We start from the raw sequence: 14955 nt of genomic DNA on the forward strand, positions 1-14955 counted from the left end.
CACGATGTTAATACGACAAATAATTTACGTCGCCCTGATTGGGGCGACGCTAGCGGGCTGTGCCGGAGGCAGTAGCGTTACGTTAGCACACGATCCTGTTAGAGCCTTGAGTCATTTCCCAAATGATGCCGAAGGCAAGTTAGGACGTAACCTAGAGCATAGTGAAGAAGAGTTGATTGATATTCAGCAGGCATTGGCAGATAGGAACCTGTATCTGACATTGGGTGGCGACATCGGCTTCTTTGACCAAAATTGTCCTGTGAATGTCTCGGCACACCGTGGGGATTTCCGGCATACAGAAAACTCGGTTTCTTCGTTGGAAGGAGCCATTTTGAATGGGTATGAAGAAGCGGAGCTGGATGTGCAAGCAAACCGCGATGGCAGTTGGGTTGCGTATCATGATGCGTATACGGGCAAAGCAGTCGGTCGGTGGGATGGCAAGCGCTATCGCATTTCAACGATGTCCAATTCCGATTGGATTAAAAACCGTGTGCGAGATACCGAAGGAAACCTTACCGAGGAATCTCCGATTTTTGCATCAGGCATGATTAACACATGGAGTAATGCGATACCCGGTCAGACGTTAAACATCGAGATCAAGGGTGACCCAAGCCATGATGACCTGAGATACCTGAACAACATCGTAAGGTGGCAGTTGGAAGAAGGTAGCTACTATTTCAGCTCCATGGAGATAGAGCATCTTGAGTACCTGCGCAAAATCAACCCGAATGCCATGATGGCGTATCTTTGGGATCCCGATCCTCAATCAATTGAAATTGCAAAACGTGATTTACGACGCGCGGTGAAAAGTGATGTTTTGTATCAGCGAAATCGCCGTTATATCGATTTAGCGGACGATTACTCCCGTCGCCGCTATAAAAATGACGCAAAGCTTTCCGCTGCTGAAGTAAGACAGAAACTAGGTCCAAACAGTGGGCTATATGTTGATATCCGCAGCTTTGAGCGTCATCCCACGATCGAGCAACGGGCGCGTGAACAGGGCTTGAAACTGGCGACGTACACCATCAACAGTGATGAATACCACCGTGAACGTTTGGCATACCTTGCTAAAAGAGGTAGGCCGCTACCTGATACAGTGATAGTCGATAGCACCAAGTTTGCTACCTGCATAAGTATGGAACCAGAGTTGGTAACGAATAAAGGTGAGTATCGTGCAAGCACCGTTCTTGGTCAAATGATTGCCAAACTACCAAACGATGCCGATTTCTCTCAGCTTGAGCTGCAAAAAATCTACATGGCAGATAACCATTATTTGTCATACAAGCAGCAGGTTCGTTCGATTTATGCGAAGGAAACAGTCGCACCTCGTGCCAACTCCAAACGTCAGCGATTCACAGAAGTGATTATCAAAGATGTAGAAATGGATGTGCTCGTTGAACCCATTATTATCAATTTGCCTGATTAGGAAATAAGCCAGTATGAACCAACCTAAACCGCGCTGGTTAGCGGTATTGCTTTTTGCCTGCTCGCTAATCTACTTAATTCCTGAAGTTATATTCAACGCTAGACTCGTAGAAGTCGCTGGTGGTGCGGGTCTTTCTCCCGAAACACTTCACCTTGCGGAGCTTTTTGGTAGAACCATTTCTGGTATTGGTGTGACATTACTGCTCATCGATTTACTGGTTGTAAAGGGCGTTGCGAAGCGCACGAGCACTGCGATCCTTTCGATTGTTCTCATCGCTGTTATTGCTTGGCCTACCGTCTTCTTTGGTCAAAAGTGGTTGGTCGACCACTTTATTGTTGAGCCTTCGTCGGCGGAACAGCGTAAAGATGCGTTTTTTTCGTCTTTACTTCGCTCGAGTTTGGCGCATAACGCGCTTCAAATTGAAGGTATTCCTTACGAAGCGGACCATGCGACAACACCTTCTGAAATGACTTTTTTGGCATTGATGGGCGGGCTTATTTACAGTAATGAAGCGTTTCTCGATAGTGTAGATAAGCAAAAAGGGATGATTGTTGAACGTTATCTGATCAACCGTGCAGGCAGCGAGTTTGATGGTCACTATGCGCAGTATCAAGAAATGCGCACCCAAGTTAACGGTGCATGGAAAGAATACGAAAAAGCGAACAACAAATATTATAGCGCGGTAAATGGCCGTACCAAAGAAGCCAACAAGGCATGGGGTGAAGTTGAAACCCAAGTTTTGAAAGGTTGGAATGACTATCAGAGAGCCGAGAAAGCTTATTTGGTTCGTGCAGAGGCGAGAGCACAGGAACTTGCACCAAAGATTTACGCGAATTTTGAAGAGCGAAATCGATGCATTGATCGTTATAATCAGTCAGAAAGCCGTTTTACTCGCTGTATTAACAATAACGAAGCGAATTACAAGAAAAGCCTTAAAAAATATGGTTTACCTTATCGTGAATTGGATTTCTGGCTGGTAAAAGAAAGCCGTGAAAAGGGAACCACAACGGTTAAAGAAAGTATCATGACGTTGGGTATTTCGGCACTGTTGGCTGGTATCGAAATTGCGGCAGGCGATGGTGGTAAAGTAGAAGAAAAAATGGTTTTTTCTCGGCATGTTAGTGATTACACACCCAAAATTTTGGGGTTAATGCAGGGCCAGTTTGAACGTGAAACGGGTTACCCAATGGGTATTGCGACTCTCACTGAGTTTCGTCATAACAAAGTAACCGCACAAAAAGTGAGATCTCGTGTGGCAAAAGACGGGCTAACGTTGCCGAAAACATGGTCCCTAAAGCAGATCACTGTCTTTAAAAATGCGGTTAATACCAAAATTTTGAACGAAGCAAATCGCCGTTGGAAGGCGGAGATGGATAAGCGTGGCATGGAGATGAAGCCTGGACTTAACTTTGCGAGTTTCCAGCGTCACAGTGACATCCAAGACCAAATTAAAGCGCAGATGGGCGAGCGTTTCTACGTAGAGCCAATGTTGACAACCTGGAATAATAAAGCGTTCTATAACAATGTTATCATGGTAAACATTAACCGTGAACGCGATTACTGGTTGAACTATATGGAGTCCGCAGTCAGTCAGTTTGAAGATGGCGCACCTATGGCAGAAGACGGTAAGAATGCATTGCGTTCTATCATTGTACCGCCAATTTCGATGTCTATCTCTTTGTTACTTGTTCTAGTTACTTTCCTGAAATTGCCATTTAAGTTCTGGAAGTTACTTAGTTATAACGATGAAAACTTGGGCGTGATTACACCAAGTGAGAAGATTAAAGCAAAGAGGATTGAGCAGGGAGTTGGTTTGTTGATTATCGCGGCGATATTCATTGTTCCTGTTGTCTTAGGTAAGTCCAAATTTACCGATGAAAATACAACCACTGGCTATTTCTTATCTGAAATCGATAAGATGGTATCACCGGTTGGTTCAACATTTCTGACATGGGTGTTGCACACTCAACCAGTGATTCAACCTGTCGGAAATGCGTTTGAAACGAATTTTGGTCTATTCTCTTTGTTTGAAAAAACGTTGATGACGACGATCGATGCATTGGATAAACAGGTGTACTCGATGATTTCACCAAGCGTATCTCACGAGAAGGATAACCTGAACAAAACGGCGATCAATGAGCAGCGTGAAGCGGTGAAAAAGCATGGTCACTTAATTGAAGTTCCATTTACGGTTCGCACTAATGTAAACACCGCAAAAATTCGAGTGTTGAATATCAAACCTAGGTATCAGGAGGGTATGATGTTAGCCTTAGGAAATTACCATGTTGAGGTCTCTGCTCCCGGCTACACTACTTTACAGAAATGGGTTTCGCACAGCCAGAAGCAAAATGTCCACATGTTTCAGTTGACAAAGTAGAGTAAAGTAACATTCATCAGTAGTGAGCTACTGATGAATGCTCTATAGCTCGTTATCTATCACTAGATTCAATGTATTGAATCTTAGTCAGTTTCAGTTTGAATTGAAGATACAGCCTCAAACCGCATCACTTATATTGGTTGTATATTAGAATCGGGTTAAAGCTCGGACTTTATCATGGCGGGTGGGCTTGTCATTTACGCATATCAGCAATTAAGTCCCTGCACCGAGTCATTCAGTACAGGGACAAAACGCTAGATCATTGTGCGCTCACTGCTGTCTCAGAAACGATCCGCATGCATGACTTTCGCCCATGCGGCGACGAAGTCATTCACGAACTTCACGTGGTTATCATCCTGCGCATACAGTTCCGCGTAGGCGCGTAGGATAGAGTTAGAGCCAAACACTAAATCCGCGCGGGTGGCCGTCCATTTCGCTTCACCGGTTTGGCGGCTGCGAATTTCATACTCGTTGGCGCCGACCGGATCCCATGTGTAGTTCATGTCGGTTAAGTTAATGAAGAAGTCGTTGGTGAGCTGGCCAACGCGATCGGTAAACACGCCGTGTGCGGTGCCGCCGTGGTTGGTTCCCAGTACACGCATGCCGCCGACAAGTACCGTCATTTCAGCAGCGGTTAATCCCATCAATTGGGCGCGATCCAACAACATCTCTTCTGGCGTGACCACGTAGTTCTGTTTCAGCCAGTTTCTGAAGCCGTCATGCAATGGCTCCAACACCTCAAACGATTCCACGTCAGTCATGTCTTGGGTAGCGTCTCCTCGACCTGGCGAGAAAGGTATACTCACATTCACGCCTGCAGCGTTGGCGGCCTGCTCGACGCCGACGTTACCGGCCAATACGATGATATCCGCAAGGCTGGCGCCGCTGTCATTGGCAATCCCTTCCAAGACGCTCAGTACGCGAGACAGACGATCCGGCTCGTTACCTGCCCAGTCTTTTTGTGGCGCTAAGCGAATGCGTGCCCCGTTGGCACCGCCGCGTTTGTCAGAATGGCGGAAGGTGCGTGCGCTGTCCCAAGCGGTAGAGACCATGTCACTGACAGACAGGCCACTGGCAGCAATCTTGGCTTTCACGCCATCTACATCATATTGGCTGTTGCCTTGTGGGACCGGATCTTGCCAGATCAGATCTTCTTGCGGCACATCGGGGCCAATATAACGGGCTTTAGGGCCCATATCACGGTGGGTTAGTTTGAACCATGCGCGGGCAAAGGTTTCAGCGAGGTAGTCAGGATCTTGATAGAAACGTTCCGAGATCTTGCGGTATTCCGGATCCATCTTCATCGCCATATCTGCATCGGTCATGATCGGGTTATGACGCACGTTAGGATTTTCCGCATCAACCGGTTTGTCTTCCTCTTTGATGTTGACCGGCTCCCATTGCCATGCACCTGCTGGACTTTTCTTCAGTTCCCATTCATAACCCAACAGTAAGTGGAAATAACCGTTATCCCACTTAGTCGGTTCCGTCGTCCATGCCCCTTCAAGGCCACTGGTCACAGCGTTATTACCCACGCCTCGAGTCTTTTTGTTTAACCAGCCAAGGGCTTGATCATGCAGTTCACCGCCTTCTGGTTCAGGGCCTAAGTTGCCGGCATCCCCGTTACCGTGTGCTTTACCTACGGTATGACCACCGGCGGTCAGTGCCACCGTTTCTTCGTCATTCATCGCCATGCGGGCAAAGGTAGTACGCACATCATGAGCGGTTTTGAGAGGATCTGGTTGGCCATCCACCCCTTCAGGGTTTACGTAAATCAGCCCCATCATCACGGCTGCTAGTGGGTTAGCGAGATCACGTCCGCCGGAATAACGGCTGTTCGGGTTGCTGGAAGGGGCGAGCCATTCTTTTTCTGAACCCCAGTAGATGTCTTTTTCTGGGTGCCAAATGTCTTCGCGGCCAAAACCAAAGCCAAAGGTTTTCAGTCCCATCGATTCATATGCCATGGTGCCGGCATAAGCGATAAGATCGGCCCAGCTCAGTTGGTTGCCGTATTTCTTTTTGATCGGCCAAAGGATGCGTCTGGCTTTGTCGAGGTTGGTGTTATCAGGCCAGGAGTTGAGGGGGGCGAAACGTAAGTTACCGGTCCCTGCGCCGCCTCGGCCGTCAGCGGTTCGATAGGTCCCTGCGGCATGCCAGGACATTCGGATCATCAAGCCGCCGTAATGGCCCCAGTCAGCAGGCCACCAGTCTTGGCTGTCTGTCATTAATGCAATGAGATCTTGTTTTAAGGCGGCAAAATCGAGCTTTTTGACTTCTTCTTGGTAGTTGAAATCGCCTGCCATCGGATTGGTTTTGGTGTCGTGCTGATGCAGTATGTCGAGGTTGAGTGACTTCGGCCACCAGTCTTTTTCACTGCGATCGTTGGTCGTCATTGAACCGTGCATTACCGGGCATTTGCCGCCGGATGAATGCGCATTGTCATTTGCCATGATAACTCTCCAGTGCTTGCGAACTACAAGTGCTTATGGTTATTGGATATGAAAATACACGCGTACATGATGCTAGGTGAATGAGCCTCAGCGAGTCGTTGCTGACCCCTGAAGTTTGCTAACAGAAGTATTGGATAGATATGGTGATTTGTAAAAATGATAAAAATGATAATGATGTTCGGAAAAATTGATTAATCAATCTTCGCCATAATATTCAGAATGGGAAACAAAATATCCCTTGTATATGAGTGTATTAGGTTTGATTGAGTGATTGTTTTGCAATATCTGCCAGCACTTCCAAGCTGGAGATGTCTGCATAATTGGGGCGAAAGACAAAGGCAATTTTACGGTGCGGGCCGGGTTCATTGAGGTGCACGGCAGAGAGTACAGGGTAGTGCGTCACCAATTGTTCCAGTGCCATTTCCGGGATCAACGTTGTGCCCATGTCGTTCATCACCATTTGAATGAGCGTGTTTAAGCTGGTGGCGCGGTACTCCTGTTGGGTGGCCTGTTCAGACAGGCGGCAGGCATCAAGAATGTGATCCTTTAGACAGTGGCCTTCTTTGAGCAACATTAAATGGGCATGGCGCAGTTCGTCGGATGTGATTTCCTGCTGATCGGTATGGGGTTGGCCTTCCAGTGCGACCCAATAGAAATCCTCCTGCCAAAACTCTAAGTTCAACAGTCCATCACTGGGAAAAGGCATCGCTAACACGGCAGCATCAATTTCCCCGCTGTGCACCATTTCCACCAGTGCCTGAGATTGCTCCTCAACAATGTCGATTTTTGCGTCGGGGTATTGGGTTTTCAGTGCCGGTAACAGTTTGGGCAGCAGATAGGGCGCAATGGTGGGGATCATGCCGATGGACAGAGGGAAGCAAAAGGGCTTGCCGCAACTGTGGTCCAAATGTGCCATGTCATCCAGTTCCAGCATGATGTTGCTGGCTTTGTCTAATACCTCCTGACCGAGCGGTGTCACTAAGACTTTTTTGTTGTCCCTTTCAAAAATCTTAATGCCTAACTGCTTTTCCAGTTCACTGATCCCGGCACTGAGCGTGGATTGCCGCACATGGCACAATTCTGCGGCTTTTCTGAAATGCAGTGTCTTGGCCACAGCAAGGGCATAAGTCAGTTGTTTAATGGATAACATTGGCTTGCCTTATTTTTAGTTTCTAGTTCCTGCTCACCAACCCTGTTCACGGCAGTGTTTTTCAATTTCGGCCGCTAATTGTTGCACTTCAAAATCCAAATACTGTGCAGAGTTAGCCATCTGCTGCATGTCTTCCACAAAATGGCTGGGGCGAACCATGCTGAGGGCGGTGTTGTTTTTACAAATAAAGTCCACGCATGGGCAGCCGTTTTGATCGGTATATTCGATGATATAGGTCGCTGCGGTTTGCAGGTTTAAGTGTTCATTTAACGTGAACATGGCATTGAGATATTGCTCGGTGACCCACTCCGCGTACTGATGATGGAAATAGGTTTTCAGTGCGTCATGATCGTGCAGCGAGTCGAATTGCTCTGGGTGCAGGTCTTTTAAAAGATCGTACGGATAGCGAGTGGCAACCCATGTCTCCAGCGCCTGTTTGGCATGTTGCAAAATATAATGGAGCGCGCTGTAAAACTGGCCGTAGACAAAATAAGAGTGATAAAACAGGCGAATCGGTTCTCCGTCATACAGATTGATATAGTGGGGCGGCACGGCGGACATCATGCGTGATGTTGGGCTATTGGAGCTGTGTGCGTTGCTTGGATCTGAGTGAATGAGGTGGGGGGAAACTGACCAAGGTTGTTGCTGATGCCAGTGGGCAATATCCAGAGTGAGTAAGTTAGGGCATTGGTTCAGAGACGTAGACATGTTGCGCTGGGGGCGTGTGAAGGAAAGTTTGTCTGCACCTTCTCCGCGCAGTAATTGGAGTTCTGCATTGAGTTGATAAATCGTTTCCGGACAGGCTTGCTCCCAAAGGCGTTGTCTTTCAAATTCACTGTGGGCGAGTGAATAGCCGGGGAGGTAATAATCGTATAGTCGCTCTTCTAACCGCTCTACTAACATAGTGACACCTTGAATACGCAACTGTTCTACAGAGTATATACGACGATGATTTGGGCACAGTTTTACGCCATTGTGAGCGGTATGGCTTACGGTGTTTTATGTTTACGCGCCTGTTAGGCACTTACATTGCGCAGGAAGCGTTGTTAGGAAACAAGAAGAGTTGCTGCGAACAGGGTGAGTTGTTAAGGAAGTAGTGCAGAAGGTGAGGCGTGCGAAAATAAGCCAGAGGAAACCGCCATTGCCAGCGTATTTCCTCTTTGCTTATCTTATGACTCTGAAACGGGTTAAATTACTTGGTTAAGCCCCTGTGCCAAACGGCTTACCGCTTCTTCAAGTGCTTCTTCTGTCGCGTTGGTGAAGTTCAGGCGCAGCGCAGCACGGGCTTGGTCAGGCTGCGGGTAAAAGACCGGGCTAGGGACAACGGCCACGCCATTGGCCAGCAGTGTTTTAGCCAGCGCAAAGGTGTCGCACGGTGGCAGTTCTACCCACACAAACATCCCGCCATCAACCGCGTGTGCGGTGCAATTTTCCGGCAACTGTTTTTCCAGCGCAGAAAACAATACCTGATAACGGGTTTGGTACAGGGAACGAATGTTTTCCATGTGCAGCGGAAAATCCTCGTGCTGCAGTAACCCTAACAGTAGGGCTTGCATTGGCACGCTGGAGTGCAAATCTGCCCCTTGTTTAACCTTGATCAATGGCGCAATAAATTCGCTTTTGCCACTCACTGCACCCAAGCGTAAACCGGGTGAGGCAATTTTGGAAAAGGAGCGTAGCAGGATGGAATCATTCGGGCAGAAATCAGACACGAAAGGTAAGGCTTCGCCGGTAAAACGCAGCTCGCGGTAGGGGGCATCTTCAATAAACGCTACTTTGTATTCAATACATAACGCTGCCACATGCTGGCGGGTTGCCAGCGACCAACATACGCCCGTTGGGTTATGGAAGTCAGGCACCGCATAAAACATTTTTGGGGAATGGGTTTTAAAGCACTGTTCCAGTTCATCTAAGTCTGGGCCGGATTCATTCTGTGACACCGTCACGATGTTCGCCTGCACCAAACCGAACACTTGCATTGCTCCCAAATAGCTTGGGGCTTCCATGACCACTACATCACCCGGGTTGATATAAGCACGGGCAATCAGATCCAAACCTTGCTGCGAGCCAGTGGTGATCATCACGCTGTGTGATTCCGGTAACTGAAAGCGGGTAGTGAGGTAGTCAATCAACGGGCCGTAACCTGCCGTTGCTCCATATTGGAAAACATTCGGCATGCAGGAAAGCTCAGCCAAGGTTGGCGTCATCAAATCAATTGGAAAGGTTTTTTCATCCGGTAAGCCACCGGCCAGTGAAATGACATTTTTGTCGCTGGCAGCGGCCAATATTTCACGGATGTACGAAGAAGGGATGCGCTTGAGTGAGTCTGAGATTTCCATATGCTGTGCCTGTTCAATCTAATTGTTATTGGCATTGATAATACAATTGAATTGTCAAAAATAAGTTGTCCATTTATGCTCTAAAACATGTCCGTTTATGCGATTTTACGCGTCGGCATTGCGATACGGCGAGAATGTAGGATAGCTGTGGCATCGTGTCTGAATGGAAATGAGGGTAAACAGGGATGAAAACGTATGGATAAACAGGCTCAGCAGCACATTTCTCGCGTCAATGACGTGTTGTTTTATATTCATAAAGACATTACGCAACCGCTACCTGCCAAAGCGTTAGCCGATGTAGCGGCGTATTCAGAGCAACATTTTCACCGTATTTTCAAAGCTGTGGTGGGCGAGTCCATCCATCAATATATTCGGCGGGTACGTATGGAATATGCGGCCAATCAGTTAATGTTTGATGGCCATGCTTCTGTGGTAGATATTGCCAACAAATGCGGATTTCAATCGGTTTCGTCATTCAGCCGCGCTTTTAAAGCAACGTTCAATATGTCGCCTGGCGAATGGCGAAATCCGACCCGCCACAGTGCGGAAAAACCCTATCTGAAAGATCCCGAAATTGCGGCCGCATATCAGCGTGTCGCCAGTCATTGCTTGCCTGTGCCTACCATCATCGAAGCGCCAGAACGTTTAGCCGCGTACGTGCGCCATCGCGGCTATAACCGCTCTATTCGCCATGCATGGTTAGTGCTAAAAGCGTGGGCAGAAGCGGAACAACGGGATTTTTCGGTGCAGTTTGGTCTGCATCACTCTAATCCAGCATGGGTGGAGATGGAAAAGTGCCGCTATGTGGCTTGTGTGGCGATTGATCGTCCTGTTCAGCGCCGCAGTGTGGTGAATCAGATGGTGATTCCCGGTGGGTTACATGCCGTGTTTCGTTTAACGGGCAGTTATGGGGAATTGTTGCCACAACTCAGCATGATTCTGGAGCAATGGCTGCCAACATCCGGCTTTAAACAGCGCGCTATTCCGGCTTATGTTCACTATCACCGTAATCATTTTCTCAATCAGGAAGAGGTGTTTGAATTGGATTTTTATCTGCCGGTGAGTTTTGATTGATGGTTCTGGCGCTGGTTTTGAAAAGCAAGATGAAAAGGCCCATGAAAAGAGCATGAGAAGAGAAAGGAAAGTGGATGAAAAATAATTTTCGTTTTTCATCCAGCTTTTTCATTATGTTTTTATCCTCGCGAACTCTGTCACTCTGCTCAAGATTTTCTATCTATTGCTACGCATACTAATTCTCTAGCAGGAAGCTTTTAAAATGGCTTGCTACCGCAGAGGCTTTTGTTGGCGGGTGATAATACAAATTCAAACTCCAAATGCTGGTTTCATAGTCGTCCAGTACCCGCTCCAAACGGTGTTCGGCCAGTGCCGGTTCTGCAATGAACGCAGGCAAATAGGCAATGCCTGCCCCTTGAATAGCACTTTGCAGCAGTAAATCACTGTCATTAACTTCCAGTGATTTTGGCACCTTAATCATTTGTGTTTCACCGTTTTTTTCAAAAATCCAATCATTACTGCCCGTTAAGGTGGTGGCAAATAAACACTGGTGCTGCGCCAAGTCGGTCGGAATGCTGGGGGCGGAGCGGCGGTATAAATACGCAGGGGAGGCGACTGGAATAAACGGGCTTTGCATCAGTTCGCGGCGTACTAAGTGCAGATCTTTTTCCTGATAGCCTTGATAGCACGCGTTGGCACTGATGATTAAATCGGCCTCGCTGCTGTGATCCAAGGCCCAAGGGGTCACATTCACATTAAAGGTGACGTTGGGGTTTTCTATTAAATACGCACTGATTTTTGCCATCAGGTAGTGGTTGGCAAAGACCGGTGTGCACGCAATATTCAGGTGACCTTTGTCGTGCTGTTGAAAATCTTGCAAAGTACGGCAGAGCTGCTCGGCGCTGTCGACCATCGGCGAAAAGTCATCCATCAACTTTTGCCCGGCAGGTGTGGCGGTTAAACGGCGATTAGTGCGGCGGCAAAGGGTTAAGCCAAAGGAGTCTTCCAGATCTTGCAACCAGCGGCTACCGGCCGAGACAGAAATATTAAAGCGGCGCGCCGCAGCAGAAATAGAGCCGGTACGGATGACATAAACAAAAAAAGCCATTTTATCGAGCATGGTGGTGTCCTTTTAACGTTCAGTATGTGGTGCTGGTGTATTGATTTGGCATCAAAGGGGGGGGGAATAAAAAAAGCAGGTCTATTTTTCAATAAACCTGCTCCTTTTGCGGTTACATCCTATTAAGCGTTGGCTTTAACCGGTGCAGGCTCTGCTGCAGGTTCTGGGTACTGTTTGCCCAGTTTTTTCGCCATGGTTTCTTCCATCTTCTCAAGGCTGACACCTTTCGTTTCAGGAACATATTTCACCACAATCACCATACAAATCAGGGACAGTGCAGCGAATACCCAGAAGCTAAATGCACCGTTGAAGTTTTCTTTCAGGTAAGCATTTTCGTTTAGCATTGGGAAGAACTGAGTGACCAGGAAGCCAGTGAACCACTGTGCACCTACCGCGATAGCCATTGCACGAGAGCGAATGCTGTTCGGGAAGATTTCTGAAATCATGGTCCAACATGCACAACCCCAAGACGTTGCGTAAGACACTACGTACAAGCACAGTGCGAATAGGGCAGCGTAACCTGTTGTTTGAGTGTAAAGCACGTAGCCCACAATCATCATACCCAGTGCACAGCCCAGCGTACCCCATTTCATCAGTGGCAGACGGCCCACTTTATCAATCAGGTACATACCTAAGGCGTTACCACCGATGAACACGATACCTACGAAGGTAGTCTGGAACAGAGCGTTTTCAGTAGAACCCGTAATTGGTTTCAGGATTTCTGGTGTGTAGTACATGATAACGTTGATACCGGTCAGCTGCTGAGCGGCTGCAACGAACGTACCGATAACCAGGATAGAGAACAACAGTGGTGAACGTAGGCTGATCTTGCTCTTGCCGTTTGCTGAACGGGCATCAACCAGTGAGTCTTGAATGTCTTTGATAACGCGGTCTGCGTGTTCAGGGTTAGAGATTTGAGACAAGGTTTCTTTGGCTTTGTCTAGCTTACCTTTCAGTACCAACCAACGTGGTGATTCAGGGATAAAGAAAAGTAAGGCAGCAAAGAGTGCAGCAGGGACCATTTCTGAACCTAACATCCAGCGCCAGCCCATATCAACCAGCCAAGCTTCAGACATCCCTTTAGCAATCAAGTAGTTAACGTAGAAAACACCTGTCTGACCGATTACTGCAGATTGTTGGAACATACTCACGGCACGGCCACGGAAGTCTTTAGGGGCGACTTCAGACATGTACATGGGTGAAACCACACAGGCCAAGCCTACTGCGACACCACCAACGATACGAAGAACGGTATAGAAGGTGAAGGTGGTTGCAAGCGCAGAGCCGATAGCAGAAATAATGAAGAGGATAGCAGCAATAAAGAGGGCATTTCGACGCCCATATTTTAGGGCAACCCAACCGGCGCTGACCGCACCGAGAATACTACCTAGTACAACACTGGAAACGGCCCAACCGGTCTGTGCCGGGTTCAGATTAAAGTAATCTCGAATTGGACCAATGGCCCCGGAAATTACCGCTGTATCGTAGCCTAATAAGATACCGCCTAACGCCGCAATACAACAAATCCTAATAATGTACGCGAAATTGTGTTTACTGGCCGAAGCCGCAGTGGTGGGTGACATGTTCTACTCCTTGATGAGATCCCCGTCTCTTACTCAACCATCGAATAAGTTTGAGTTGGGTAGCTGTCCGATACGTCCATGATTGTAGGGTATGAGTATCGGTTATTGGTTATTCGCCTTTATTTATTACTGATATATTTTTGCTTTGAAAATATTTTTTCACTTGGCGATGGATGCATCATATGGCATGGGGTGGCTTTCGGCTACGGGTGAAATGAGGATTTGTTCGAAAATGATACATCAATCAACTTTTGGTAAATATTTTCCATTTTTCAAAATGGAGGTAACTTATTGATTTTAATGTGTTTATTTCAATTGTGATCTTGCTCATAAAAGCCTTGAAACCCGCGTCAGCACTGGCTTTTTTTCATTTCAATGCAGTTTGTTGCACACCTTTTTCTCTGGTGAAAAATATTTTTCATTCTGATTTTTTCGGTTATAGTGATTTCCAGTGAAGCAAATGGTGAAGATTAAAAAGCATACCGCGTCGATACCAACAGGGAATGACGAGGTGGCCTGCGAAAAATCATCGTTTATCGCCTTAAATAAAAAATTCAATTCGATGGAGAATAAAAATGAGCAACGTGAAATATGGTATCAGCCCACTAACTTGGACTAACGACGACATGCCAGAACTTGGCGGTGATATTCCATTGGAAACCTGTCTAAGCGAAATGGCAGAAGCGGGCTTTACCGGTACTGAGCTAGGCACTAAATACCCACGTGAACCAGAAGTGTTGATCCCTCTACTAGCAAAACACGGCCTGGTACTTGCGTCTGGCTGGTACAGCGGCAACCTAATGACGCTGACTGCTGAAGAAGAAATCGCAGCTATGCAGGATCACATCAAACTACTAAAAGCAGCAGGTTGTTCTGCAATGGTATTTGGTGAAGTGAGCAACACGGTTCACGGTGACATCACTAAGCCGCTTTCTTCTCGCGTAATCCTGACTATGGATGAGTGGAAAACATACTGTGAAAAGCTAACAACAGTAGCGACTTACCTACTGAATGAGCACGGTATCAAGCTGTCTTTCCACCACCACGTGGGCACCATCGTTGAAACAGAAGACGACATCAACCTACTGATGGAACTGACTGGCGATGCAGTACACCTAACACTGGACACTGGCCACATCACTTACGGCGGCGGTAACCCAGTAACAATGATCAAGCGTTGGGGTCACCGTATCGGCCACATGCACTTTAAAGACCTACGTCTAGACGTAATGAAAGCGGCACGTGACGCAGACAAATCTTTCCTTAACGCAGTACTAGACGGTGTGTTCACTGTCCCAGGTACCGGTGATGTGGACTACGACGACGTATTCGCAGCACTGAAAGAGCGCGACTACAAAGGTTGGCTATTGGTTGAAGCTGAGCAGGATCCTGCAAAAGCAAACCCTCTGACTTACGCGAAAACAGCGTATGCAAACATCACAGGTTACGCAGAGAAATACGGCCTGTAATCACTAACGTTCTGCCGATGGGGAGTG

10 protein-coding genes are annotated in these 14955 nt (G+C 47.5%); 4 read left to right on the forward strand and 6 right to left on the reverse strand.

The annotated features are described in order from the left end of the window. Positions 1–4 precede the first annotated feature (4 nt). Positions 5–1426 (forward strand): glycerophosphodiester phosphodiesterase, encoded by a 1422-nt coding sequence (locus tag ABT58_RS05545; protein WP_082210970.1) that lies wholly within the window; start codon positions 5–7, stop codon positions 1424–1426. Between the two features lie 13 nt (positions 1427–1439). After that, complete coding sequence (locus tag ABT58_RS05550) at positions 1440–3803, forward strand: hypothetical protein (protein ID WP_146147166.1); 2364 nt, start codon at positions 1440–1442, stop codon at positions 3801–3803. A 281-nt stretch (positions 3804–4084) separates the two neighbouring features. Here ABT58_RS05550 and katG read toward each other — a convergent pair whose 3' ends face one another. The 4 genes from katG to ABT58_RS05570 all read right to left on the reverse strand — a co-directional run bounded on the left by katG (position 4085) and on the right by ABT58_RS05570 (position 9742). Continuing rightward, entirely contained in the window at positions 4085–6253 is a 2169-nt protein-coding gene (katG, locus tag ABT58_RS05555) for a catalase/peroxidase HPI (RefSeq protein WP_047873331.1), read from the reverse strand. A gap of 253 nt (positions 6254–6506) precedes the next feature. Further along, on the reverse strand, positions 6507–7403 hold the full coding sequence (locus tag ABT58_RS05560) for a hydrogen peroxide-inducible genes activator (protein ID WP_047873332.1): 897 nt from the start codon (positions 7401–7403) through the stop codon (positions 6507–6509). A 33-nt stretch (positions 7404–7436) separates the two neighbouring features. Continuing rightward, positions 7437–8306 (reverse strand): hypothetical protein, encoded by an 870-nt coding sequence (locus tag ABT58_RS23675; protein ID WP_047873333.1) that lies wholly within the window; start codon positions 8304–8306, stop codon positions 7437–7439. Between the two features lie 284 nt (positions 8307–8590). Next, on the reverse strand, positions 8591–9742 hold the full coding sequence (locus tag ABT58_RS05570; RefSeq protein WP_047873334.1) for an aminotransferase-like domain-containing protein: 1152 nt from the start codon (positions 9740–9742) through the stop codon (positions 8591–8593). Positions 9743–9937: 195 nt separating this feature from the next. Between ABT58_RS05570 and ABT58_RS05575 the strand changes: the two genes are divergently transcribed. After that, positions 9938–10816 (forward strand): AraC family transcriptional regulator, encoded by an 879-nt coding sequence (locus ABT58_RS05575; RefSeq protein ID WP_047873335.1) that lies wholly within the window; start codon positions 9938–9940, stop codon positions 10814–10816. Between the two features lie 175 nt (positions 10817–10991). Here the strand turns inward: ABT58_RS05575 and ABT58_RS05580 are convergent, their stop codons facing one another. Beyond that, complete coding sequence (locus tag ABT58_RS05580) at positions 10992–11876, reverse strand: LysR family transcriptional regulator (RefSeq protein ID WP_047873336.1); 885 nt, start codon at positions 11874–11876, stop codon at positions 10992–10994. Between the two features lie 122 nt (positions 11877–11998). Next, positions 11999–13459, reverse strand: coding sequence for a sugar porter family MFS transporter (locus ABT58_RS05585; RefSeq protein WP_047873337.1), 1461 nt, complete (start codon positions 13457–13459; stop codon positions 11999–12001). 575 nt (positions 13460–14034) lie between these two features. Between ABT58_RS05585 and iolE the strand changes: the two genes are divergently transcribed. Beyond that, the gene (iolE, locus tag ABT58_RS05590; protein ID WP_047873338.1) at positions 14035–14928 is read left to right on the forward strand and encodes a myo-inosose-2 dehydratase; all 894 of its coding nucleotides are present in this window, start codon (positions 14035–14037) and stop codon (positions 14926–14928) included. Positions 14929–14955 lie beyond the last annotated feature (27 nt).

It is taken from the genome of Photobacterium aphoticum (genome assembly GCF_001029435.1).
GTDB lineage: Bacteria > Pseudomonadota > Gammaproteobacteria > Enterobacterales > Vibrionaceae > Photobacterium > Photobacterium aphoticum.

Coding starts and splice junctions, on each gene's coding strand:
- katG (WP_047873331.1), bottom strand. CDS start 6,253: ATGGCAAATGACAATGCGCATTCATCCGGCGGCAAATGCCCGGTAATG.
- ABT58_RS05575 (WP_047873335.1), top strand. CDS start 9,938: ATGGATAAACAGGCTCAGCAGCACATTTCTCGCGTCAATGACGTGTTG.
- ABT58_RS05560 (WP_047873332.1), bottom strand. CDS start 7,403: ATGTTATCCATTAAACAACTGACTTATGCCCTTGCTGTGGCCAAGACA.
- iolE (WP_047873338.1), top strand. CDS start 14,035: ATGAGCAACGTGAAATATGGTATCAGCCCACTAACTTGGACTAACGAC.
- ABT58_RS05570 (WP_047873334.1), bottom strand. CDS start 9,742: ATGGAAATCTCAGACTCACTCAAGCGCATCCCTTCTTCGTACATCCGT.
- ABT58_RS05580 (WP_047873336.1), bottom strand. CDS start 11,876: ATGCTCGATAAAATGGCTTTTTTTGTTTATGTCATCCGTACCGGCTCT.
- ABT58_RS05585 (WP_047873337.1), bottom strand. CDS start 13,459: ATGTCACCCACCACTGCGGCTTCGGCCAGTAAACACAATTTCGCGTAC.
- ABT58_RS05545 (WP_082210970.1), top strand. CDS start 5: ATGTTAATACGACAAATAATTTACGTCGCCCTGATTGGGGCGACGCTA.
- ABT58_RS23675 (WP_047873333.1), bottom strand. CDS start 8,306: ATGTTAGTAGAGCGGTTAGAAGAGCGACTATACGATTATTACCTCCCC.
- ABT58_RS05550 (WP_146147166.1), top strand. CDS start 1,440: ATGAACCAACCTAAACCGCGCTGGTTAGCGGTATTGCTTTTTGCCTGC.